The sequence below is a fragment of the Streptomyces sp. SCL15-4 genome (assembly GCF_033366695.1).
Lineage (GTDB): Bacteria > Actinomycetota > Actinomycetes > Streptomycetales > Streptomycetaceae > Streptomyces.
Genome location: NZ_JAOBTQ010000001.1, coordinates 2534256 through 2557691 on the forward strand (window position 1 = coordinate 2534256; position 23436 = coordinate 2557691).

Here is a 23436-nt window from a genome sequence, read left to right on the forward strand (position 1 = left end):
TGCGGTGCTGGGGCAGCGCCCCGTAAGGGGTGCGGGGAACTGCGCGATCAGCCACGACGGACCCGCGGTCGCCGGCGAACCGCACCGCCCCTTCGCAGCGCGCCCCCGTCAGCCCTTCACCGCTCCGGTCAGCATCCCCTTGCGGAAATGCTTCTGGACGAACGGCGAGAGGACGGCCACCGGCAGCAGGGCCAGCACCATCACCGCCATCTGGATGGCCAGCGGCGACAACTGGCCGGTGTTGATCTGGGCCGACAGCCCCACCGGCCGTTCCTGCTTCTGCACCAGCTGGATCATCACGTTCTGCAGCGGCATCTTCTTCTGGTCGGTCAGATAGATCGACGCGTTGAACCAGGCGCTCCAGTACCCGACCGCGTAGAACAGCGTGATCACCGCCAGCACGGCCCGGGACAGCGGCAGCACGATCCGCCACAGGATCCGCCAGTCCCCCGCCCCGTCGATCCGCGCGCTGTCGACGAGTTCGGGCGAGATGCCCATGAAGAACCCGCGCAGCACCAGGATGTTGAACACGCTCACCGCGCTCGGCAGGATCAGCGCCAGATAGGTGTCGGTGAGCCCGAGCGCCTGCACCAGCAGGTACGTCGGGATGAGCCCGGCGCCGAAGAACATCGTGGCGAGCAGGGTCATCAGGATCCAGCGGTGGCCCAGCGAGTCCCGCCGGGACAGGCCGTACGCGCACAGCACCGACACTGTCATGCTGAACAGCGTGCCGACGAGGGTCACCCCGATGCTGACCAGCGCGGCCCGCTGCACCTGGCCGCCGCCGAGCAGTTCCTGGTAGGCGACGAACGTGATGCCCCTGGGGACCACCACGAGTCCGCCCGTCTCGTCGATGACCTTCTTCGGCGACAGGCTGGTGACGACCACGATCCACAGCGGGAACAGCACGGCGAAGCACGCGATCCCGAGGACCAGTCCCTTTCCGGCGAGCCCGGCCTTCGCCGGCTCCTCCTCCCACACCGGCCGGGGCGGCGCGGCCCAGCGGCTCCGCTCGCGCACGCCCTCCGGCGCCGGCCGGTCGACCACGGCGCTCACTTCTCGTACACCCCCTGCTCGCCCATCAGATGGGCCACCTTGTTCGCCACGAGGACGAGGGTCAGTCCGACGACGCCCTTGATCAGGCCGGCCGCCGCCGCGTAGCTGAAGTCCTGGTTGCGGATGCCGTTCCACCACACGTAGGTGTCGAGCACCTCGGAGGCGTCCGGGCCGACCGCCTGCCGCTGGAGCAGGAACTGCTCGAAGCCGACGGTGAGGGCGTCGCCGACGCGCAGCACCAGCAGCAGGGCGATCACCGGCCGCAGCGCGGGCAGCGTGATGTGCCACATGCGGCGCCAGCGCCCGGCGCCGTCCATCGCGGCGGCCTCGTATAGGTCGTTGGAGACGGCGGCGAGGGCCGCGAGGAAGACGATGACGCCCCAGCCCGCGTCCTTCCAGACCATCTCGGCGGTCACCAGGTACTTGAAGACCGAGGGGTCGGTCATGATGTCGAAGCCCGGGTGCCCGTGTTCGCGCAGGGTCTGGGCGAGGACGCCGGCGCCGCCGAAGATCTGCTGGAAGACGGTGACGACCAGCACCCAGGAGAAGAAGTGCGGCAGATACATGATCGCCTGGGCGACCGCGCGGACCCGGGGCCGGATCACGCTGTTGATCAGCAGCGCCAGCGCGACGGGGATGGGGAAGAACAGCACCAGTTGGAGGGAGAACAGGACGAACGTGTTCTGCACGGCGTGCCAGAACTCGGAGTCCTCGAAGACGCGCTGGAACTGCTCGAAGCCGACCCAGGGGCTCTGGAAGACGGCGATGAAGCCGTTGTCGCTGAGGTAGGGGTCGTAGTCCTGGAAGGCGACGACGTTGCCGAGGATCGGGATGTAGTTGAAGACCAGGAGCAGCAGCACCACCGGCAGGGCCATCAGGATCAGGGTGCGGTCGCGCCGGAACCTGGTCCGCAGGCCGGGTCCCCGGGTGCGCTCGCGGCGGCCGGTGGCGCTCCCGGACGCCGCCGGGGCGCGCTTCGCGCCGGCCTCGCTGCGGGGGACGGTGCTGGTCATTTCGCCGATCCGGTGTCGTCGAGCAGCTTGCGGTACCAGTCGCGCAGGTCGTCGCCGCCCCGCTTCTTCCACTCGGAGACCGCCTGCTGCACGTCGCCGATCTTCTTCCGGCCGCGTACGACGTCGTCCTCCAGCTGTTCGAAGTCGTCGGCGAGGTTGGACCAGCGGTTGGGTTCGGTGATCGTCAGGCCGTAGAAGGAGGACTTCTTGGTGAAGGCGCCCATGCGCTGCTGCCACTCGACCATGCCCCGGGTGACCTCGGGGAAGTCGGGGTGGGCGACGTACGCGGCGGGCTTGCCGGTGTAGTCGAAGGCGCCGAGGACCTCGTTGACGCCCTTGGTGGTCTTGGTGGGCACGCCCTTGGCCAGGGTGAAGTCGGTGCCCTCGACGCCGTACTCGGCGAGCAGGCGCTCCTTGGTGCCGTAGGGGGCGGCGCAGAAGTTGGCGATGGCGAGGAAGTCCTTGATCTTCTGCTCGGACGCCTTCTTGTTGACGAAGGTGAAGATGTTGGAGGGCTGGACGGCCCACAGCAGGGGGTCGCCGCCGTCGTGGGTGAAGATGTCCATCGCGGCCATCTCGAAGTCCGGGTTCTGCGCGCGCTGTTCGGAGGTCTTGCCGAACCAGTCGGACAGGTCCTGGTTGTAGACGAGGAGTTTGCCGGCGGTGAAGCGGGTGCCGGGCGGGTTGGTGGTCTTGCCGGCCTTGTCGTCGGGGTGGACCACGCCGGCGGCGAACAGCTTGCGGGCCCACTCCAGGGCTTCGAGGTACTCCTCGGTCTCGATCCGGTTGATCAGCTTGCCGCCCTGGAGGTTCCACCACAGCGCCTTGTCGCTGCCGCCCAGGACGCCGAAGGCGCTGAACGCGGTCCACTTCATGTCGGAGCAGGCCCACACCCCGCCCTTGGCGTCGGTGGCCTCCTTCGCCCAGGCCAGGAACTCGTCGGTGGTCTTGGGCGGCTGCCAGCCGTGCTTGTCGAAGACGTCCTTGCGGTAGAAGGGCGCGATGTTGGTGACGTAGGAGGCGGGCAGCGGGACGGCCCGCAGCCGGCCGCCGAAGATGGAGCGCTGCCAGGCGTCGGTGGGGACGGCCGCGAGGTTGGGGTAGTCCTTGGCCTTGTCGCCGGACAGGTACGGGCCGAGGTCGGCGAACTTGGCGTTGATGGCGCTGGGGATCTTGCCCATCAGGTTCCAGCCGGGGACGACCACGACGTCCGGGATGTCGCTGGAGGCGAGGATCGCGCCGAGCTTCTCGTCGTAGGTGTTGCCGTCCTGGTTCTGCCACTTGGTCCGGACGCCGATGGCCTCGTTCATGGCCTTGTAGTACGGGTTGCCGTTGTCCGGCGGAGTGCCCCACAGCGGTGCCATGATCGTCAGCTCGCCACCGCTGCCGAGCTTCTTCGGCACGGAGGTCTCGAGCCGGTCCATGGCCACGGCCTTGGTGAAGCCGGCCGCGGAGCCGTTCTTCGCGGGGATGTCCGGGGCGACGACGCTCGATGCCACGTACGCGGGGAGGAGCTTTTGGGCCGCCTTGCCGGAGGTGGTGCCTTCCTTGCGTCCCTCCTGTCCGCCGCCGCAGGCGGTGAGCAGCGGCAGTCCGCCGGCCACCGCCGCGGCGGCGACCGCGGTGGAGGCGAGGAAGCTTCTCCTGCTGGGGGCGGAGGAGGCGGCGTTCGGCGTCATTGCGTCAACCCTTCATGGCGCACCAGGACACCCGGCGGTGGGCCGTCGGCTGCGGTGTCTTCAGTGGTTCGGCTGAGCGGAAGCGCTGAGGTGCGTGAACCGCAGTCGAAGCGCTTCGATGTTGCTGCGAGGTTAAGTGAACACTTGGGGGTGCACAAGGGCCGATTCCAAGTTTCCTCGGATGCTCGGGACGCCTGCGGCCCATCGCCGTTCCTTGTCATGCGACGGAGAAGTCGGGCCTGTTTCCGCACGGCACCTTGACACTCCGGCTTCCGCCCATCGAGCATCGAAGCGCTTCGAAAGTGTCAGCCGCTCCATGCGCAAGGGGAACCTCTCGTGACCGTTGACTCGCCGCCCACTCCGCCTTTCCGCGATCCGCGTCTGCCGTTCGCGAAGCGCGTCGAGGACCTGCTGGCGCGGCTCACCCCGGACGAGAAGATCTCCTTCCTGCACCAGTTCGCGCCCGCCGTGGAACGCCTCGGCGTCGCCGCCTGGCGCACCGGCCAGGAGGCGCTGCACGGGGTGGCGTGGATGGGCCCGGCCACCGTGCTCCCGCAGGCCGTGGGGCTCGGCGCGACCTGGAACCCGGAGCTGGTCCGGCGGGTCGGCGAGGCGGTCGGCAGGGAGACCCGTGCGATGCGCGCCCGGGACGACCGCGTCGGCCTGAACCTCTGGGCCCCCACGGTCAACCTGCTGCGCCACCCGCTGTGGGGCCGCAACGAGGAGGGCTACGCGGAGGACCCGAAACTGACCAGCGCCATCGCCACGGCGTACACCCGGGGCCTGCGCGGCGACCACCCCCGCTACTGGCGCACCGCGCCCGTGCTCAAGCACTGGCTGGCGCACAACAACGAGACGGACCGGGCCACTTCGTCGGCGTCCGTGCGCCCGCGCGTGCTGCACGAGTACGACCTGCGCGCCTTCCGGGAGACGGTCGAGGCGGGCGCGGTGGCCGGAGTGATGCCGGCCTACAACCTGGTCAACGGCCGCCCCAACCACCTCTCCCCGTATCTGCGCGAGCACCTGCGCACCTGGACCGACGAGGAGTTGCTCGTCTGCTCGGACGCGGGCGCGCCGACCAACCTGGTCGACGCCGAGCACTACTTCGACACCCACGAGGAGGCCACCGCGGCGGCCCTGCTGGCCGGTGTGGACAGCTTCACCGACCACGGCGCCGACGGCTCGCCGATCACCGCGCGGGTCAAGGGAGCCATGGCACGGGGTCTGCTGACGGAGGCGGACGTCGACGCCGCCGTGCGCCGCCAGCTCTCGGTCCGGTTCCGGCTCGGCGAGTTCGACCCGCGCCAGGACCCGCACGCGGACACCGGCGCGTTCGACACCCCGGCGCACCGGGCGCTCGCCCAGGAGGCCGCCGAGCAGGCGATCGTGCTGCTGAAGAACGACGGCGGCCTGCTGCCGCTGGCCCCGGACACCCGGATCGCGGTCGTCGGCCCGCTCGCCGACGAGTGCAAGCTCGACTGGTACAGCGGCAGCCTCCTCCACCGCTCGACCCCGCTGGAGGGCCTGTACGAGAGGTTCGGCGCGCAGCGGGTGGAGTTCGCGGAGGGCGTGGACCGCGTCCGGCTGCGGACGGCGTCCGGGGCGTTCCTGTCCGCGCCGGCGGCGACGGCACCGGACCGGGCGCGCGGCGCCGAGGGCGCGCTGGACCCGGCGCTGCTGTCCGGGCGCACCGATCTGCCGCCGCTCACCGCCGACGCGACGGGCAGCGAGTTCGCGCTGATCGACTGGGGCGAGGGGGTGCTGACCCTGCGCGCACCCGACGGCCGCTATCTCTCGGTCGCCGAGGACGGCTTCGTGCGCGCCTCCGCCGACCAGCCCGGCGGCTGGGTCGTGCAGGAGACGTTCCGCCTCGTACCGCACGCCGGCGGTCACCTCCTCGAGCATCTCGGCACGGGTCGCCGGGTACGAGTCGCCGCCGACGGGGTGAAGGTTGCCGAGGACGGCGATGTCTTCGAGGTGGTGACGGTCGAGCGGGGCGAGGAGGCCGTGGCCCGGGTAGCGGCCGGGGCGGACGTCGTCGTGGTGGTGGCGGGCAACGACCCGCACATCAACGGCCGGGAGACCGAGGACCGTACGACGCTGCTGCTGCCGGAGCACCAGCGGCGGCTGCTCGACGCGGCCCGCGCCGCCAACCCGCGCACGGTGCTGGCGCTGGTGTCGTCGTACCCGTACGCGGTGGAGGCGGCCCGGCTGCCGGCGGTGCTCTGGACGGCGCACGGCGGACAGGCGGCGGGCACGGCCCTGGCCCGGGTGCTGGCCGGCGACGTCTCCCCGGCCGGCCGGCTGCCCCAGACCTGGTACGCCGCCGACGCCGACCTGCCCGACCTGCTGGACTACGACGTGATCGGCGGCCGTCAGACCTATCTGTACTTCGAGGGCGTCCCGCTCTTCCCCTTCGGCCACGGCCTGTCGTACGCGTCCTTCGCCTACGCCGGCCCGGAGGCCCGCGTGACGGCCGGCGCGGTGCTGGTGGACTGCGCGGTCACCAACACCGGGGACCGCACGGCGGACGAGGTGGTCCAGCTCTACGGCCGCGCGGTGGAAGCGTCGGTGCCCCGGCCGCGCCGCGAACTGCTGGCGCACCGCAGGGTCACCCTCGCGCCCGGCGAGACGGCCGCCGTCTCCTTCGAGGTCCCTTTGCGGGCACTGGAGTTCTGGGACGTGCGGCGGGGCGCGTGGCGGCTGGAGGAGGGCCCGTACGAACTGCTGCTGGGCGCGTCCAGCGAGGATGTGCGGCTGCGGACGACCGTGCACCTCGACGGCGAGCCGCCGGCCCCGCGCCCGGTGCGCGAACAGGGCCTGTCCGCCGCGGACTTCGACGAGCAGTCCGGGATCGCGATCGTGGACCGCACGAAGTCGGCGGGCGACGCGGTGACCCCGGCCCACGGCACGACGGCCGAACTGCTCTACCAGGACTGCGACTTCGGTCCCGGCGTGCGCGAGGTCACGGTGCGGGTGGCGGGCGAGGGCGCGGTGGAGGTCTCCCTGGACGGCGGCCCGGTCCTGGCGGCGCTCACCCTGGAGTCCCCCACGGCGGGCCCGTACGCCTACACCACCCTCACGGGCGGCCTCACCGCCGAGGGCGTCCACGACGTCCGCCTCAGGCTGCGCGGCCCCGTCCGGCTCGCGCACGTCGGCTTCTCCGGCTGAGGGTCCGCAGAAGTCCGGCACCGGCAAGGGGCCCGGCACCGGAAGGCAGCGGTGCCGGGCCCCTTCGGATCGGCGGTCCGCCGCCAGGCGGGCTGAAAACGGTTCCCATCAACCAGAGCCCGCGGCCCGGACACGCGAACGGCCGCAGCCCCCGCACAGCGGGCTGCGGCCGTTCCGTTTCCGACCTGTCCGTGGCAGGTCAGAGCGCGATGCCGGTCAGGACCAGGACGCGCTCGTAGGTGTAGTCCTCCATCGCGTACCGGACGCCTTCGCGGCCGACGCCGGACTGCTTGGCGCCGCCGTACGGCATCTGGTCGGCACGGTAGGACGGGACGTCGCCGATCACCACACCGCCGACCTCCAGGGCGCGGTGGGCACGGAAGGCGACCTGGAGGTCATGGGTGAACACGCCCGCCTGGAGGCCGAACTTGGAGTCGTTGACCGCGGCGAACGCCTCCACCTCGCCGTTCACCTTGCGCACGGTGAGGACGGGGCCGAAGACCTCCTCGCAGGCGATGGTGACGTCCGCCGGCACGTCGGCGAGGACGGTCGGCGCGTACGAGGCACCGTCCCGCTTGCCGCCGGTGAGCAGCGCGGCGCCGGCCGCGACCGCCTCGTCCACCCAGGACTCCACGCGCTTGGCGGCGTCCTCGCTGACCAGCGGGCCGACATCGGTCTTCGGGTCGGACGGGTCGCCGGTGACCTGGGCCTCGACGGCGGCGACGATGCGCGGCAGCAGCCGGTCGTAGACGGACGCGTCGGCGATCACCCGCTGCACCGAGATGCAGGACTGGCCGCCCTGGTAGTTGGAGAAGGTCGCGATGCGGGTCGCGGCCCAGTCCAGGTCGGCGTCGGAGGAGAAGTCGCCGAGGACGACCGCGGCGCCGTTGCCGCCCAGCTCCAGCGTGCAGTGCTTGCGCGGCACCGAGTCCATGATCGCGTAGCCGACCTTGTCGGACCCGGTGAAGGAGATGACCGGCAGGCGCTCGTCCTGGACCAGGGCGGGCATGCGGTCGTTCGGGACCGGGAGGATCGACCAGGAGCCGGCCGGCAGCTCGGTCTCGGCGAGCAGGTCACCGAGGATCAGGCCGGACAGCGGGGTGGCCGGGGCCGGCTTCAGGATGATCGGGGCGCCGGCGGCGATCGCCGGGGCGACCTTGTGGGCGCACAGGTTCAGCGGGAAGTTGAACGGCGCGATGCCGAGCACGACACCCTTCGGGAAGCGGCGGGTGAGCGCCAGCCGGCCCTGGCCGCCGGCGTCCGTGTCGAGCCGCTGGGCCTCGCCGCCGTTGAACCGGCGGGCCTCCTCGGCGGCGAACCGGAACACCGAGACCGCGCGGCCGACCTCGCCCCGGGCCCACTTGATCGGCTTGCCGTTCTCGGCGGAGATCAGCTGGGCGATCTCCTCGGTGCGCTCGGCCAGCCGCTTGCTGACGTGGTCCAGGGCGGCGGCGCGCACGTGGGCCGGGGTGGCGGCGAACTCGTCCCGCACGGCGTACGCGGCGGCCACGGCCTCCTCGACCTGGGCCTCGGACGGCACGCTGACCGTGCCGACGAGCCGGCCGTCCCACGGAGAGGTGACGTCGAAGCTGTCCTCGCCGGTGACCTGGCGGCCGGCGAGCCAGAAGGCATGGGTGGAAGTCATGTACGAGTCCCGGCCCTTCCGCGTTGGGGGTGTGCTTGGCTTGCGTGGTCCACGGTAGGGCGGGGGCGGCCGACGGTCGTTTGTCCGAGTCGTAGCAGTCGGGACGGGGGCTGCGCCGGTTTGGCGGGGTGGACGGGCGCGAGGACGGGAGCAGCCGGCCGGCGGAAGCCCGCCCCCGCGCCCTCTCCCGCCCGGTCACTCCGTCGCCGTTGCCTTCAGGGCGAGCCACAGCTCCATGCGCACGTCGGGATCGTCCAGGCTGCGTCCGAGGATCTCCTCGACCCGCCGCATCCGGTACCGCAGGGTGTGCCGGTGGACGCCCAGGTCGGCCGCGGCGGCGTCCCACTGCCCGTGCCGGGAGAGCCAGGCCCGCAGCGAGGCGACCAGGTCCCCGCGTCCGGTGGCGTCGTGCTCGTGCAGCGCGCGCAGCAACCCGCCGGCGAACGCCTTCACCGCGTCGTCGGCCAGCAGCGGCAGCACCGACCCGGCCGCCAGCTGCTCGTGCTCCACGAACACCCGGCCCCGCCGCCGCGCCACCGACAGCGCCTGTTCGGCCTGCTTGTACGCCGCGGACGCCGCCGTCGGCCCGGCGGGCGCCGAGAGGCCGACGACCAGGTCGGTCTCGTCCGCCCGCCCCTGCTCCGGCCGCGCCCGCTCGGCCTCGCGCGCGGCGGCGTACGCGGTGCACGCGGCGACCGCCGCGCCCTCGTCGGCGGCCAGCACCACCAGCCGCTCTCCTTCGGGCACGACCAGCACGGCCTCCCCGGCCCGGGCCGCGGCGGACTCCACGGTCTCCGCGAGTTCCCCGAGGCGCTCGCCCGCCGGGCCGGTGCCGGACTCGGCGACGGCCATCCGGAACGGGGCGTCCAGCAGGGCGCCGTACAGGTCGCCGGCGACGGCCCGGGCGTGGTCCGGTTCCCCGGCCAGCAGCATGCGCAGCACCGCCGTACCCACGCGCTGCTCGGCCGCGTGCAGGGAGCGGGAGCGTTCGGTGGTGAGGGTGAGCAGGGCGATGGCGGAGTGGACGGCGTAGCGCTCGGCGGTGCCGAGGGCGGAGGCGGTGCCCACGGCGAGCGCGGCGCGGGGGCGGCGGCCGGTGCCGAGGCTGTGCAGCTCCACCCGGTCCTCGTGGTCCGGGCCGCCGACCACGGAGGAGGCGGGGGCGGGGCGCTCGCGCAGCCGCTCGACCTCGGCGGTGAGCCGGGCGGCGCGGCGGCCGGCCCAGTCCGGGGCGGCGGCGACGACGGCGCCCGAGGCGTCGTAGAGCGCCGCCCAGCCGTCGACCTGGGCGGCGAGCGCGCCGAGCACGCCTTCGGGGCCGGTGCCGAGGGCGTGCCTGGTCAGCTCGCGCTGGGCGGCGAAGCCGGCCGTGACGGCGCGGTACTGGTCGGCGGCGATGGCCGCGGAGACGGCCTTGCTGATGGCGAGGAACGGGGTGCGGCGGGGCACCTCCAGCAGCGGCAGGCCCTCCTCGGCGCAGGCGTCGACGAGCGGGCCGGGCGTCTCGTCGTAGTTCACGCCGATGGCGAACCCGAGCCCGACGACGCCGGCGCCGACCAGCCGGCGCACGTACCGCCGCATGGCCTCAGGGTCCTCCGCGTCCAGCTTGAGCGCGGTGATCAGCAGCAGCTCGCCGCCCTCCATGTAGGGGACGGGGTCGGCCAGCTCGCTGACGTGCGCCCAGCGGACGGGCACGTCGAGACGGTCCTCGCCCGCGCGCACGGTCAGTTTGAGCGCGGAGTGCTGGACGAGCGAGGCGAGAGTCGGGGGCATGGGGCCTTCACGGTGAGGAGCCGGTGATCTTTTGGCCGAGGTGTATGAACGGCCCACCCCGATTCTGCCTCACCGTACGACCGCTCACCCCCGCAGATCGACCAGCAACGGCGGCGCGTGCTCCCCCTGCACGGTGGTCAGCGACAGCACCGCGTGCCCCGGCGGCACCCCATGAGCCAACTCGGACGCGGACCACCGCTCCCGCTCGACCTGCCGGACGGTGACGGCGCGGGCGGTGGGCGCCTGGCCGGTGATGACCCTGCGCAGCATGTGCACGGCCTTGCCGGCCGGGGTCTCGGCGATGATCTGCCGGTCGGTGACGTCCCGGGTCTCGGTCCACTCCTTGCCCCACACCTCGGCGAAGTCCTGCCCGTCCCAGGGCGTGAGCCCGGACAGCGCCATCCTGCACCCCGTGGCGCCGAGCAGCGGGCCGCGCAGCGGCCGGGGTACGTCGTCCAGGGTGCGCAGGGTGAGCACCGTACCGGCGTTGGCGCTGCGCAGCCGCTGGATGCCTCGAACGGCTTCCGGGGTGACGACCCCGGAGGCGTCGTCGAGCAGCAGGCACGCGAAGAGCGAGCGATCCTCCCGTACCGTCACGGAGGCGGTGAACTGGGCGAGCACCAGCCGGGCCAGGATCCGCGAGGCGTCGGCGTGGCCGCGCTGGGGCAGGTCGATGCGGACCCGGACCGGGTGGTCGAGGGCCCTCAGCGAGAACGGCCGGCTCTGCCCGGAGGTGTCGAAGAAGGCGGCGAAGGCGGGCCGGTCGAGCAGGGCGATCCGGTCGGCGAGCACGGAGCCGACGTCACCGGGGTGGGCGAGCTGCCGCTCCCGGGCGTCGAGCTCCCGGAGCAGGGAGGCGTGTCCGGCGTCGGTCAGGGCCTTGCGCAGCGCGGCCAGCGGCCCCGGCGCCCCGTCGAGGAGCTGCCGCAGCTCCGGCACGGAGGGGAAGCGGCCGTGGACGGCGCGGAAGGGGCCGAGCAGTTGGGCGAGGACGGTGGTGGAACGGCGGCTGTCGCTGCCGGGGTGCGGATCGACGAGGTCACCGACGAGGGCCTCGGCGAGTATGGCGGCGGCCTCGTCGGGGTCGGTGGTGCCGCCGTAGAGGTCGAGGTCGTACACGGAGTCGGGGTGGCCGATGCGGATGACGACGTCGTAGGACTCCGCCGGGCCGAGTCCGGCGCCCGCCGCGCCGACCACCACGACCGACGTGCGGCCGGCCAGGGCTTGCAGGCACAGGGACTCGGCGAGCGGTCGCACCAGGGCGCCGGTCTTGCCGGAGCCGGCCGGGCCGACGGCGAGCAGGGAGGTGCCGAGCAGATCGGGGCCGAGGGCGAGGCCGGCGCCACGGTAGTGGTAGGGGTTGCGGGGGTCGTCGGCGGTGGTGCCGAGGCGGACCTGGCCGGTGAGCAGGTCGTGCCGGGCGTGCCGGGCGGGCAGGTCGCGGGCGCCCGAGGGGTGCGGGCAGGCGGCGGCGCCGTCCTTCAGCACGGCGCCGGTGAAGGTGGCGAGGCTGTGCCGGCCGGACCGTACGCCCTGCCAGGCCCGGCTGAGCCGGGCGTGGTCCACGTCCCGCATCAGCCCGGCCTTCGCCTCCACGGCCAGCCGCTCCGCAACCTCATGCGCCCCGGCCTGCCGCAACTGGGGCCACTCGGCGGGGTCCTGGTCGGGGGTGGGCGGAGAGGTGGCCACGGCGGCGGTGTCGGAACCGCTGGGCGCGGCCGAGCGTACGGCCTTCACGGCGGCACGCAGGACAGGAGCGCCATAGCGCCGCCAAAGCTCACCCCAGTGCCCGATTTTTCCGAACACCGCGAAGATCGCACCGAACACCAGCCACTGGTAGAGCCAAGAGGCCGTCCCGCCCACACGGCTGACCTGGCCATGATCGCCGTACACCCAGGAATCCGGCGCCAGCACGACCCACGGCCACTGCCAGAAGTCGCCGAGGTAGCCGTTCCACAGGAGAGAGCAGAGCAGCCATCCGCACAGCAGCGCGATCGCCGCTCCAGACAGCAATTGCCGTGTGGGGGTCTCTTGGGGCTCCACCTGCGGTCGCGGGCGGTAGTGAAACCGCCAGATTCCTGGGGCCGCCTGCGGCCTGGGGGCCCGCAGCCACGCCAGGAAAGCCGCTCCGTCTGGCCTCGGTGGCACGTTGGGCACGGGGGGCACCATCCCCGGCGGTGCCGTCGGCCGTGGTACCGGGGGTGTGGGCGTCTCGCGTGCGTCCCGTGTGCCGTCGGTGTCCATCGACCCTGCCCCCTGACCAGCCGTTCCGTCCGCCATCGTGTCCCCGTCGCGTCCACTGTCAGCGAGCCAATCTAACGCCCCGGCAAGGGGAGTTCACCGCTTACGCGGCCGAAGCGGGAAAGGCCCGTCCGAGCGGGCTATGTCCACCGCGGACAAGGGAGCGCGCCGACAACGCCCACATGGAGCATGCCCACCCCCCGGAACCGGTCTTAGCCTGCGAGAAAAGAAGGTATGCGTCCGTAAACGCACCGCCCGGAACCGCCCGGGACCGCCCGGTACGCAAGATCATCAGGGAGCCCCCATGACCGCACTTCCGCAGGAGCGCCGCGTCGTCACCGCCATCCCCGGCCCGAAGTCGCAGGAGCTTCAGGCCCGCCGTACCGCCGTGGTCGCCCAGGGCGTGGGCTCCACGCTGCCGGTCTTCGTCACCCGCGCCGGCGGCGGCGTCATCGAGGACGTGGACGGCAACAGCCTCATCGACTTCGGTTCCGGTATCGCCGTGACCTCCGTCGGCGCCTCCGCCGAGGCCGTGGTGCGCCGCGCGAGCGCCCAGCTCGCCGACTTCACCCACACCTGTTTCATGGTCACCCCGTACGAGGGCTACGTCGCGGTCGCGGAGGCGCTCGCCGAGCTGACCCCGGGCGACCACGCCAAGAAGTCCGCGCTGTTCAACTCCGGCGCCGAGGCCGTCGAGAACGCCGTCAAGATCGCGCGTGCGTACACCAAGCGGCAGGCCGTCGTCGTGTTCGACCACGGCTACCACGGCCGCACCAACCTGACCATGGCGCTGACCGCGAAGAACATGCCGTACAAGCACGGCTTCGGTCCGTTCGCCCCGGAGGTCTACCGCGTGCCGGTGGCGTACGGCTACCGCTGGCCGACCGGCTCGGAGAACGCGGGCCCGGAGGCCGCCAAGCAGGCCATCGAGCAGATCACCAAGCAGGTCGGCCCGGACAACGTCGCCGCGATCATCATCGAGCCGGTGCTGGGCGAGGGCGGCTTCATCGAGCCCGCCAAGGGCTTCCTGCCCGCGATCCGCCAGTTCGCCGCCGACAACGGGATCGTCTTCGTCGCGGACGAGATCCAGTCCGGTTTCTGCCGGACCGGGCAGTGGTTCGCGTGCGAGGACGAGGGGATCGTCCCGGACCTGATCACGACCGCCAAGGGCATCGCCGGCGGTCTGCCGCTGGCCGCGGTGACCGGGCGCGCGGAGATCATGGACGCCGCGCACGCCGGCGGTCTCGGTGGCACCTACGGCGGCAACCCCGTCGCCTGCGCCGGTGCGCTCGGCGCCATCGAGACGATGAAGGAGCTGGACCTCAACGGCAGGGCCAAGCGCATCGAGGAGGTCATGAAGGGCCGCCTCACCGCCATGGCCGAGAAGTTCGACATCATCGGCGACGTGCGCGGCCGCGGCGCGATGATCGCCATCGAGCTGGTCAAGGACCGGGCCACCAAGGAGCCGAACCCGGAGGCCACCGCCGCGCTCGCCAAGGCCTGCCACGCCGAGGGCCTGCTGGTCCTGACCTGTGGCACCTACGGCAACGTGCTCCGCTTCCTGCCTCCGCTGGTCATCGGCGAGGACCTGCTGAACGAGGGTCTGGACATCATCGAGCAGGCGTTCGCGCGCGTCTGAGCCCGCGCGCCGGACCGACAGGTCCGTACCTGTGAAGGTGCCTGCGGCAGGCCGTGTGAAGAACGTGTGCGGGGTGGATGACGGGAAGGGGATCCGTCTGCCCAACCGCCCCGGCCTGCCGTAGGTTCTGTCCGGATGAGAGATACACCCCGTCCACGGGGGACCGTGGACGGATCCGGGACGAGGCCTCCCCAGCTTCGATCCGGTCGTGCCCTCGCGCACACAACCGGCGCCTCGCGGCTCCGGGATCTCCTCACCGATCGGACGGTCGCCGCCCCAAACCCCCCGGGGCGCGCGGCATTCCGGTCCGGACGGCCGCCTCGGAACCACCCCCCCTGTTCCGGGGCGGCCGACCTCCTTCCCGGCCCTCCACGAGCGGACCGCAGGCCTGCCGCGAGCGTGGACCTGCGAAGCTGGGCGCATGCTTCTCCTGGTCCTCCCGGTGGTCGTCCTCGCCGTTCTCACCTGGCAGGTCGTCACCGACGGGCCGCTGCTGCGGCCGGACGCGGAGGTGAGCCGGGCCCTGGTCCATCCGGACGGCTTCTCCCAGTTCCTCTCCGACCTCGGCAACATCCAGGTCGCCGTCCCGGTGCTGGTCCTCGCGCTCGCCGCCGCCCTGTGGCGCGGCCGGGCCGAAGGCGTCCCGCGCTGGTGGCTGCCGCCGCTGACCGCCGCCGCGCTGATGGCGCTGGTCCCGGCGGTCGTCGTACCGCTGAAGGAGTGGACCGACCGGCCGGGGACACCGGCGGTGCCCCCGGCGACGGGCTACTTCCCGTCCGGCCATACGGCGACGGCGGTGGTCGCCTACGGCTCGGCGGCCCTGCTCCTGCTCCCCCGGCTCCGCTCCCCCGCCGCCCGCCGCGCACTGGCGGCCGGCTGCGGGGTCCTGGTCCTCGGGGTGTCCTACGGCCTGGTCCGCCACGGCTACCACTGGCCGCTGGACGTGGTGGCCGGCTGGTGCGCGGGCGCCGTGCCGCTGGCCGTCCTCGCCCGGGTGGTCAGCCGAAGTACGCGTCGAAGTTCTTCTGGAACTCCCAGTTCGCGTAGCGGTCTATCTCGCGACCATGCGGTTCATCGTCGACAAGGCACTTGACCTGCCCAAACCCTGTTTGGTGGCATGCATGTGTGTGCGTGTGTACGCACGCGACGGCAAGATATTTTCCCGCTTGTTTCCCAGTGGCACACTGGGCGCAGGTGACGACCTAAAGCGCCGGGCCCGACACCCAAGGGAACGCCGTCCTCAGAGGCGATGGGATGTCGGGCCCGGCTTTCACCGAGTGCGCGCAGACTTGCACTTCGCTCACTCGTTCGAGTGAATGTACCGCGCATGCAGCCAGCACAGTCACTCGGGACCACCGCAAGAGCGCGGGGACACGCGCTCGCGCAGTGGATCCATCGGCGCCGACGGAAACCTGAACCCCGCGGAGCCGAACTCTGTTCATCTGTCAACGGCCCACCAACGCCCGGATACCCACTGGATATATCCAGCAAGCGGAGCACTCCGTAGCGTCTGATCCCTATCCAAGATCGACTAGGGGTTCGGGTGCCAGAAGCCCGCTACCGACGGATCGCCAGCGAGATCCGCCGCCGCATCGCCGCCGGGGAATGGCGCTCCGGGGAGCCCCTACCCTCCCGCACCGAGCTGGCTACAGAGCTGGGCGTGCATCCTCAGACAGTCCGCCTCGCCTACGTCTCACTCCGGCGTGCCGGCGTACTCGAAGGCGAGGAGCGCAAAGCTGTCTACGTGGCACATCCTCCTGCCATGCGCACTCTCACCGACCCTGATGCACCCTGGCCGCACAACGTCGAGACGACCGACGTCAGACCGCGTCCAGCGACCGCCGAACTTGCGAACCGCCTCGGAGTCCGTCCGGGGATCATGCTTCGACATGCAACCGTGGAATGCCTCGACCCAGGCGGCAGGTCGGCGATGCTCATCGCCTCCTGGTGGAGGGGTCACCGTCGACCGCACGCCTCGTACACTGCGGAGTTGGGCTGCGTTGAGCTGCCAGAGGATCAGGCGCATGCTCTGGGCCTGCTGGTGGACACCGTTGCGTACCGCGTGGTGCGAACTCGTCTCGACCAAGATGGCCGCCCCCTGGAGACTGCTGATCTCGTCTTACCCATGGATCGCTGGCTGGTCCGGTTGGCGCCGACACAGCCACGAGTACATGCCAGCGACGTATCCGCCGTGACACATGACTGATAGTCAATCGCTAAACGGCCGATATGGGAAGCGTGAAGCCTGCATTTATCTACACCGACCTCCTGATCGAGGAGTGAATGTAACTGAAGGTTCATACATGGCCAGAACAATTTTCCCTTGAGCGGAACTTATCGGACAGCTCGCCCTGCCCGCTGTCAGACCCCGCGGCTACGCTGACCGCCATGTCCACGACTCCCCCACCGGAAGGTGCGCCGCGGCCGGCCGAGATTGTGCAGGCGGAGATCCGCGCGCTGATGCAGGAGACGGGCGGCTGGCTGTGGGGGCCGACCCGGGCCCGGTACGAGCAGCTGCGAGACGAGTGGGTGGCGACGGTCCGCGGGGACGTGGCGACCGCCGCGTAGGATCCGCACTCGTGAGCGACATCGACTTCCCCGCCGACCTGATCAGCCTGGAGACCGCAGCCTGGGAGGCGGCGCAGCGGGGTGAGCTCACCGCCGAGCAGGCTGCCGAGGTGCAGGCCGGGATCACCGCGCACGCCGAGGCGACGGGGCTGGACCGGTACACGGTGGAGATGGAGCTCAAGAAGCTCGTCCGGCACGCGGGCTCGGGCGTCTGACAGCAGACCGCCCCGGCTGCATCACGGCCGGGGCGGCACCAGCACCAGAGCATGGGCTGATAGATACGACCAGCCTACGACCCGCCACCGACAACGGGGCCGCGCGTGGACATCACGTACAGGCCAGGCTGCGCCTCAGGCATACGGGCGGCGAGCACCTGGAAGGACTGGCCCGGGAAGTCGTACTCCTCGGCAAGGCTGCCGGTCTCGGTGACCCAGCGGCGGGCGATGACTCGCTCCTTGCGGGCCAGCTGCTTCAGTGCGCGATCGCGGTTCGGGTGCGGGCGATATCCCATGACCCCTCCTTCGTCGCCGCCAGGATGGCAGACGCTCACGCCTCCTCGGGCCAGGCCGTCAAGGTCTCGCCGGTCTCATCGTCAGTGAGGACGATGCGCGCGCCGGGCCTGCCCCAGTCGCCGATCCAGCGCTTGAATTTCCGCCGGGCGGTCGCCTCGGCATCCCACCAGCCATGCTGGACCGGCCGGCCGCCGACGGTGAGCAGCAGATGGTAGCGGCCGGGGCTCGGGTTGCTCGTCACGACCATCATCCTATTATCGAACACGTGAACGATCTGCCGCCTGACCTGCCCCGTCTCCGCACCCTGGAGACGTGGCTCGCCGTGAGCCTCGACCGGGTCCGGCAGCAGATCGCGGCGGCCGAGCGGCAGCAGCAGGAGCAGCAGCGCGGCGAGCAGGCCCGGCCGCCGGCCCCGGACTGGCTGCTGGAACTGGGCATCGGCCGGGACACGCCCGCCGTGTACGTCCACGAGGGTGGCTGCTGGAATGCGGGCAAGCGGTCGAAGGGTGTCGACCGCAGCACCGCGCTCCGGGCCCTCGTCGAAGGCGTCGCAGCCTGTCCGCATTGCCGGCCGGACTCGGCGCTCGGCTACCTGGAGGGATGACAGCCGCGAAGCCTCCCGTGGGGAGCCGGGAGGTGCGGCGGGCCCCGCCGTCCGCGGCAGACGGCAGGGCCCGAGAGGGGAGCCACCTGGGGGCTGGGGGCGTCCCGTGCGGACCACCATGCATCACAAACAAGCCAGAGCGAAAGAGATCGGCCACGGGAATCTGCTGCACACGACAGCGCCCGCCTCGACGGGGGGGGCGAGGCGGGCGCCGTCGCCACTGTGGCACGGGGGTGTCCGCTGAAGTCACCGAAACGCCTGCGGGTTACCGCAGATAGCGGCACATTATCTGCGGTAATCCTGGCGGTGACCTGCGGAAACAGCGGTCCGGGAGAGTGCCGACTCCGGAAACTATCTGCGGTAGGCAGCTGCTACAGCCCGATGTCCTCGGAAGCGGCGTCGGTCCACTTGTCGGCTTCGCGGATGTACCCCCAGAAGGCGGGGCTGTTCTCGGCGTGGCCGGACTGTTCGCGGATCTTCTCCTCGCGCTTCCCTGCTCGGCGGCTGGTGGTGATGAACCCTGCCCGCATGCTGTGGCCAGTGAGCCGGACGGAGAGGCCGGCGCGTTCGGCGTTGCGGGCGATGATTTCGCGGACGGCTTCCGCGGAGAGTGCGCGGTCGCCGAGGCGGCCGTGGACGGTGATGGGCAGGAAGGCGGGCCCGGTGGTGATGCCTGCGGCGGTGCGCCAGGTGAGCCAGGCGCGGACGGGGCAGGTGTCGGGGTTTTTGCCGTAGTGGACGACGACGTCGCGGGGCGGGCGGCCTTTCACGGCGGGGACGTGGACTTCGAGTCCTTGGCTGACGTGGACGACGGTGTCGGCGCGGAGGGCGGCGACTTCGGCGGAGCGTCCGGCGATGGCGAAGGCCATGAGCCAGAGGGCGCGGTCGCGGAGTCCGGTGAGTCCGTCGGCGACGGCCGCGTTCATCTGCCGGAGCTGCTCGGGGGTGGCTGCGGCAGCCTTGCCCCTGCCGCGCGCCATGCGTTCGGGGTCGTTCTTCAGCGGCTTGAGGGCCTGCCGCGCGGCGACGGTGACGGCCTTCGGCACCTCGATGCCGCGGCCGCGCAGAGTGACGGTGGCGCCGGTGATTCGCCGGTCGATCGAGTTGGGTGCGGCGAGCTTGACGGTGTCGAGCCAGACGACGAAGCCGACGAACGTGCCCTTGGTGACGACGGTCAACGGCAGTGGCTGACCGGTGCGTTCGGCGAGCCAGTCGTGGAACTCCTCCCACAAGGCCCAGTCGTTGGCGTAGCCGCGCTTCGTGTTGTGGGGGCGGATGGCGTCGAGGTGCTTCTCGGCTGCCTCTTCCATGGCGTGCAGAACGGCAAGCGTCGCAGCGTCGTAGACGGCGGGGGTGGAGTCTGGCTGCTGCGGAACGAGAGTGCTGCTCACGATCGTCCGTACCGCGAGTCATTCAACTCGGCTTCCTCAGCCGCCTGTAGCAGCTCAATGGACAGGCGACGGGCCAACTGGGGCGACAGGTCTCGAATGAGTCCCCCATGTCGCGCTTCCTCCGGATAGATGGCGCACGTCAGTCGCACGGCACCAACCTGGAGTGGGGCGATCTTGATGATGGAGGGATGTTCCTCGGAGTATTCCGGCATGGCTAATTGTACCGTTTTTGCGCCCGCGATATGGCATGTTATCGAGAGTGCAGGCCAGTCAACTCAGCCGTCTTCGCGGCCGATTAGGCTCACCTTGCTTGACGTGCTGGCTAGCCTCCGAGCATGAACAATCACCTTGGTGACGCGGTCCTCTGCTTGGACGATGGCCGCCTATTGAGCGTGAACGCTGACCTCAGCAAGGACGGCTCCGGGACGTGGGGTGGAACTCTCTTCGCCACGATCGGTGCTGCTGCGACTTCCGACCTGGCCAACCTCACCGAGGGCACGCTCCTGATCGGCAATCGCACTGGCGCGTTCGTTCGTCGGGACACCTCAGACTGGATCGACTCCCCCGATGGGGAGTTCCGGCTCTGCATCGAGGGCAATGGCGACGCCCCGTTCTGACACGACGAAGCGCCCCCACTCCCCCGCGACGGCGGGATGGTGGGGGCGCGCGGTCAGGCCGGGCTGTCGAGTTCGTACACCGGCGGCGGGGGCGGCTCCGGGTCGGCAACGGGCTGCTCCGGGATGACCCCCATCTCCTCGAGGGTCGCCGCGTCCGCGGCGGTCGGGTCCGGTTGCGGCTGGACAGGGACGGGTTCGGGCGTGGGTCACACTCCAGTTCGGTTGTACTCGTCCACCAAGGGATGTGGCGGCTCTGGGTCTATGCCGGCCTGATGCATCTGGCGGGCCCACCGGTCCATCGTCCACGTACACGCACGCACCAGGGCCTCCAGCCTGGACTGGCGACCCCGCAGCTCCTTGTTCTCCCGGTCCACCCGCGTCACCGTCGCCTGCAGAACCGCGAACTGCTGCGCTTCCTCCTGCGGGCCGGCTTGGATTGCCGCGGCGGTACGCGTCCCCCGGTAGGTGAAGAACCCTGTCGTGATCACGCCGACGACCGTGATGGTCGCCCCGACCAGTCCCCAGATTCCGTTCACCCGGGTCTCCCCTCAGCCGCCTGGCCGAGGTTCCGGGGTGATCCGGCATCAGGCGGGACTCGTGACGCGCACCAGATCACCCCACAGTGCGATGTGATGTACCAGCCGAACAGGAACAGGCCGCGCGGGTAGTCGCCGAGCAGGCCGGCCCAGCCGTAGGTGAACGCCCACACGGCGGGCGGGATGCTCGCGGCGACGAAGCCCCAGCCGTCCTGGCCGAACTGGATCCATGCGCAGATGAACGTGGCTGTCCCGGCGATGATCCATACCCACGCCCAGCAGTGCAGTGGGGCGAAGCGCAGCAGCATGCTGAGGCCGTCCTGCGCCCACGGCGGGGTGAAGATGAAGGAGAAGCCGAAGCAGGTCTTCCCGACCCCCATGAAGACGAGGAACGGCCCGCGCGCGCCGAGGCGTCCGCTGAGCCAGCGAACCACCCGGCGCACTCTTCAGGCTCCCCGCGGCCCGGTTGGCGCGGCGGGCCTGGACGGCGTCACCTGCACGCGGGTCAACAGGGTGAGGCCGGCGAGGACGACGGTGTTGATGGCGCCGACGGTGGCCTGTGAGACGTCGTAGCCGAACGCGGCGACGAGGACCGCGCCGGCCGCGACGACCGCAGTGAACGCCTGCGGGGCGACCGGCCTCGTCATCGCGGCGGCGATCGCGCCGAGGATCGCTGACACCGCGGCCACGATCGCGCCGGCCTGGTCCGCGGTGAGCCCGGTGAAGCCGAGCGACACGATGAGGCCGAGCACGGCGGACAGCGCGTTGAGGACGACCACCGGTTCGCGTCCGAAGATTCTCATAAGGGAGCTCGATTCTCAGACGGGCTGTGCGAGGGAGCGACAGCCGATGACGGTTCCGGAGCTGTTCCGGACCTCGCGATAGGGCACGAGCAGGTCGTCGCGTCGGTCGGCGAGAGCGAGTGCCACGACGAGGGAGACGATGTACTGATAGCCGTCCCGCTTGGGCGGCAGGTTCTGGGCGTGACCGAACTCGACCAGTTCGAAGGTGATGCCACCGCCCAGCTCGATCGTCGCCAGCCGGGCAGGAATCGGCTCCGGCGGGATGACCTCACGCAGGTGCGACTCCAAGTCGTCGCTGCCGTCCTCGCGCTCGGCGGAGTACAGGCGGATCGGGTGCGGGGTCAGGTTGAGGATCAACGTCAGCTCTTTGTCTGGCTGGCGATGAGACGGTCGACGGCCCTCTGCAGTGCGCGGACGCGGGTGGTGACGTCCTGGATGTGGGACTGCCAGGTCCAGGACTTGTTGGTCTTGTAGTCGGTGGCCTCGGCCGGCGCGTCGAGGACGCCGTCCGTCTTCAGCAGCTTGGTGTAGACCGCGTCGGCGATCCGCTTGATGTCGGCGTCGGAGAGCACGTCGTCCTCCTGGGTGGTCTTGCCGGTGGCCCGGGCGATGATGCCCGGCATGATCACGTCGTGGAACTGCTTTATGCGCGCGTCGCCTGGGCAGCTGTGCGCGTCGGGGTTCCACTCCTTGAAGAGGCGGTGGTAGCCGAAGCCGGGATCACTGGCGGTGCGGCAGGCCCGCAGCGGGATGCCGTGCTTCTCGTGCAGCCACACGCCGAGCTTGATAATCGACTCGACCTGCGCGGCCGTCCACGGATCCGACGCCGAAGTATTCGACGCGGACTCCAACGACACCGCGCCGGTCCCGTCAGCCCGACGGTTCGCCGCACCGGTCGCGTCCGCGCGCGTCTCCGTGCCGATGAACTGCGCGAGGCTGCCGTCGTAGCCGAGCCCGAAGTGCGACTCCAGGTTCGTGCTGTCCCGCCAGTACTCGTAGGTACGCTCGGGCGTCCACGGGGCGACGATGCTGTGCAGGATGAACTGCGTCGGCTTGATGGCCGGCTGCGCGTCCGACTCCGGCTGCAGCTCCATCCTCTTGGCGCCGGGATACCAGGCCATGCGGCCCTCCTTCTGGGCATGAAAAAGGCGCCCAGTCCGGGGCGCAGGCGGGGGTGGTGCGGGTTAGGACAGCTCGGGCTGAGGGTCCAGCAATGTCGCGGAGGTGATGGTCATGTTGTGCTTGCACAGGCCGCACTGGACGTAGCAGTTGGTGCCGGCGTTCGAGTAGAACGGGTTGACGTCGAACGTCTTCCCGAAGTTCGCGCATGCCTCGTTGTCGTCCTGTGCTGTGACGGAGTACCACAGCGCCGGTTCGAAGGTCACACTCATATCCCGATCACCATCCAGTTCACGTTCGTAGCAGTTGTAGTGGTGCGCGTAGCCCAGATGGTCATCCCGTTGGAGCTGGCGTTGGATACGCCGACGCCGGTGACCTGGCTCCCGGGCACGACGGTGTTGGCGGTGGCCAGCCCGTAGAAGGTGGTCCCCTTCAGCCCCAGGCCGGTGACGGTCACAGATGTGGGCGTGTTTGCTGCGCTGGGCGTGATGCTGACTTGGCCGTAGGCGATGTTCGATGCGGTGAGGACGCCGAGGATGTCCAGGTTGCACTGGGTGCTGTTCTCGCCCTGGACGTACACGTAGGGGCTGCCGCCCTCGAACGTGCTCTCCAGCGTCATGATGGCCCGGTGCGCGGTGGGCGCGACGTTCCCCGAGGTCAGGATCAGGTCGGTGTACTGGTAGGCGTCGGAGTCGTAGGTGATGCCTGCGGGTACGGCGACCAGGCCCTGTTCCGCCGGCTGGAACTGGAGCTGCCCGGAGGTCAGGGAGGCGGCGATGTTGTTCGGCGTCTGGAGGCCGCGGGTCCACAGTCCGCCGCCGCCGGTCTCTTCGGGCCCGAGTTCGGCCAGCAGCGTCTCGCCGTCCTGGGCGTAGATCTGGACGGCCTGGCTCTCCTGGCTGATCTCGACACGGGACCCGGTCGTGGCGGTGCGCATCGTGCCAATGGTCGCCGCGGTGAGCCGCCGGGCCGCCCGCAGTTCCTTCACCTGGCGTTCCAGTTCGGCGACCTTGCGGGCGAGGGTCGTCGCGTCGGGCGGTAGCTGGTCGAGCTGGCGCACTGCGCTCAT

The 23436-nt window shown here is 70.9% G+C and carries 24 protein-coding genes; 8 read left to right on the forward strand and 16 right to left on the reverse strand.

All coding sequences use genetic code 11. The annotated features are described in order from the left end of the window. Nucleotides 1-108: 108 nt before the first annotated feature. The 3 genes from SCK26_RS10445 to SCK26_RS10455 are packed head-to-tail and all read right to left on the reverse strand — an operon-like array spanning nt 109 to nt 3748. Nucleotides 109-1056 (reverse strand): carbohydrate ABC transporter permease, encoded by a 948-nt coding sequence (locus SCK26_RS10445; protein WP_318201006.1) that lies wholly within the window; start codon nt 1054-1056, stop codon nt 109-111. Continuing rightward, nucleotides 1053-2069, reverse strand: coding sequence for an ABC transporter permease (locus tag SCK26_RS10450; RefSeq protein WP_318201007.1), 1017 nt, complete (start codon nt 2067-2069; stop codon nt 1053-1055). The genes SCK26_RS10445 and SCK26_RS10450 overlap by 4 nt, the downstream gene beginning before the upstream one ends. Then, entirely contained in the window at nt 2066-3748 is a 1683-nt protein-coding gene (locus SCK26_RS10455; protein ID WP_318201008.1) for an extracellular solute-binding protein, read from the reverse strand. The genes SCK26_RS10450 and SCK26_RS10455 overlap by 4 nt, the downstream gene beginning before the upstream one ends. 336 nt (nt 3749-4084) lie before the next feature. Between SCK26_RS10455 and SCK26_RS10460 the strand changes: the two genes are divergently transcribed. Next, the gene (locus SCK26_RS10460) at nt 4085-6919 is read left to right on the forward strand and encodes a glycoside hydrolase family 3 C-terminal domain-containing protein (protein ID WP_318201009.1); all 2835 of its coding nucleotides are present in this window, start codon (nt 4085-4087) and stop codon (nt 6917-6919) included. 199 nt (nt 6920-7118) lie between these two features. On the opposite strand, the gene SCK26_RS10465 is transcribed toward SCK26_RS10460, so the two are convergent. The 3 genes from SCK26_RS10465 to SCK26_RS10475 all read right to left on the reverse strand — a co-directional run bounded on the left by SCK26_RS10465 (nt 7119) and on the right by SCK26_RS10475 (nt 12581). Next, entirely contained in the window at nt 7119-8564 is a 1446-nt protein-coding gene (locus SCK26_RS10465) for an aldehyde dehydrogenase family protein (RefSeq protein ID WP_318201010.1), read from the reverse strand. A gap of 195 nt (nt 8565-8759) precedes the next feature. Next, nucleotides 8760-10337: a PucR family transcriptional regulator gene (locus tag SCK26_RS10470; protein ID WP_318201011.1), complete on the reverse strand. Its 1578-nt coding sequence runs from the start codon at nt 10335-10337 to the stop codon at nt 8760-8762. A gap of 84 nt (nt 10338-10421) precedes the next feature. Continuing rightward, entirely contained in the window at nt 10422-12581 is a 2160-nt protein-coding gene (locus tag SCK26_RS10475) for an ATP-binding protein (protein WP_318201012.1), read from the reverse strand. 301 nt (nt 12582-12882) lie between these two features. Here SCK26_RS10475 and gabT point away from each other — a divergent pair, with 301 nt between their 5' ends. The 5 genes from gabT to SCK26_RS10495 all read left to right on the forward strand — a co-directional run bounded on the left by gabT (nt 12883) and on the right by SCK26_RS10495 (nt 17000). Then, nucleotides 12883-14217: a 4-aminobutyrate--2-oxoglutarate transaminase gene (gabT, locus tag SCK26_RS10480; protein WP_318201013.1), complete on the forward strand. Its 1335-nt coding sequence runs from the start codon at nt 12883-12885 to the stop codon at nt 14215-14217. Nucleotides 14218-14638: 421 nt separating this feature from the next. After that, on the forward strand, nt 14639-15310 hold the full coding sequence (locus SCK26_RS10485; protein WP_318201014.1) for a phosphatase PAP2 family protein: 672 nt from the start codon (nt 14639-14641) through the stop codon (nt 15308-15310). Nucleotides 15311-15760: 450 nt separating this feature from the next. Next, complete coding sequence (locus SCK26_RS37960) at nt 15761-16423, forward strand: GntR family transcriptional regulator (protein ID WP_412080731.1); 663 nt, start codon at nt 15761-15763, stop codon at nt 16421-16423. A 182-nt stretch (nt 16424-16605) separates the two neighbouring features. After that, nucleotides 16606-16785, forward strand: a complete 180-nt coding sequence (locus SCK26_RS10490) for a hypothetical protein (RefSeq protein ID WP_318201015.1) — start codon at nt 16606-16608, stop codon at nt 16783-16785. 11 nt (nt 16786-16796) lie between these two features. Beyond that, nucleotides 16797-17000: a hypothetical protein gene (locus SCK26_RS10495; protein WP_318201016.1), complete on the forward strand. Its 204-nt coding sequence runs from the start codon at nt 16797-16799 to the stop codon at nt 16998-17000. A 74-nt stretch (nt 17001-17074) separates the two neighbouring features. Here the strand turns inward: SCK26_RS10495 and SCK26_RS10500 are convergent, their stop codons facing one another. Next, nucleotides 17075-17296, reverse strand: coding sequence for a hypothetical protein (locus tag SCK26_RS10500; protein ID WP_318201017.1), 222 nt, complete (start codon nt 17294-17296; stop codon nt 17075-17077). 35 nt (nt 17297-17331) lie between these two features. Next, on the reverse strand, nt 17332-17538 hold the full coding sequence (locus tag SCK26_RS10505) for a hypothetical protein (RefSeq protein ID WP_318201018.1): 207 nt from the start codon (nt 17536-17538) through the stop codon (nt 17332-17334). Between the two features lie 24 nt (nt 17539-17562). Here SCK26_RS10505 and SCK26_RS10510 point away from each other — a divergent pair, with 24 nt between their 5' ends. Then, a complete protein-coding gene (locus SCK26_RS10510) occupies nt 17563-17901 on the forward strand; it encodes a DUF6233 domain-containing protein (RefSeq protein WP_318201019.1) in 339 nt (112 codons plus the stop codon). Nucleotides 17902-18272: 371 nt separating this feature from the next. On the opposite strand, the gene SCK26_RS10515 is transcribed toward SCK26_RS10510, so the two are convergent. Beyond that, entirely contained in the window at nt 18273-19292 is a 1020-nt protein-coding gene (locus SCK26_RS10515; RefSeq protein ID WP_318201020.1) for a tyrosine-type recombinase/integrase, read from the reverse strand. Nucleotides 19293-19627: 335 nt separating this feature from the next. On the opposite strand from SCK26_RS10515, the gene SCK26_RS10520 reads away from it, so the two are divergent. Then, nucleotides 19628-19909: a hypothetical protein gene (locus SCK26_RS10520; RefSeq protein WP_318201021.1), complete on the forward strand. Its 282-nt coding sequence runs from the start codon at nt 19628-19630 to the stop codon at nt 19907-19909. A gap of 206 nt (nt 19910-20115) precedes the next feature. Here SCK26_RS10520 and SCK26_RS10525 read toward each other — a convergent pair whose 3' ends face one another. The 7 genes from SCK26_RS10525 to SCK26_RS10555 all read right to left on the reverse strand — a co-directional run bounded on the left by SCK26_RS10525 (nt 20116) and on the right by SCK26_RS10555 (nt 23436). Next, nucleotides 20116-20445: a hypothetical protein gene (locus SCK26_RS10525; RefSeq protein ID WP_318201022.1), complete on the reverse strand. Its 330-nt coding sequence runs from the start codon at nt 20443-20445 to the stop codon at nt 20116-20118. After that, complete coding sequence (locus tag SCK26_RS10530) at nt 20442-20879, reverse strand: hypothetical protein (protein WP_318201023.1); 438 nt, start codon at nt 20877-20879, stop codon at nt 20442-20444. The genes SCK26_RS10525 and SCK26_RS10530 overlap by 4 nt, the downstream gene beginning before the upstream one ends. Before the next feature lie 12 nt (nt 20880-20891). Beyond that, nucleotides 20892-21248, reverse strand: a complete 357-nt coding sequence (locus SCK26_RS10535) for a hypothetical protein (RefSeq protein ID WP_318201024.1) — start codon at nt 21246-21248, stop codon at nt 20892-20894. A 15-nt stretch (nt 21249-21263) separates the two neighbouring features. Continuing rightward, a complete protein-coding gene (locus tag SCK26_RS10540; RefSeq protein WP_318201025.1) occupies nt 21264-21605 on the reverse strand; it encodes a hypothetical protein in 342 nt (113 codons plus the stop codon). A 2-nt stretch (nt 21606-21607) separates the two neighbouring features. Then, nucleotides 21608-22369, reverse strand: coding sequence for an N-acetylmuramoyl-L-alanine amidase (locus tag SCK26_RS10545; RefSeq protein WP_318201026.1), 762 nt, complete (start codon nt 22367-22369; stop codon nt 21608-21610). Nucleotides 22370-22432: 63 nt separating this feature from the next. Further along, nucleotides 22433-22639, reverse strand: a complete 207-nt coding sequence (locus SCK26_RS10550; protein ID WP_318201027.1) for a hypothetical protein — start codon at nt 22637-22639, stop codon at nt 22433-22435. Next, complete coding sequence (locus SCK26_RS10555; RefSeq protein ID WP_318201028.1) at nt 22636-23436, reverse strand: hypothetical protein; 801 nt, start codon at nt 23434-23436, stop codon at nt 22636-22638. Before SCK26_RS10555 ends, SCK26_RS10550 begins: the two co-directional genes overlap by 4 nt.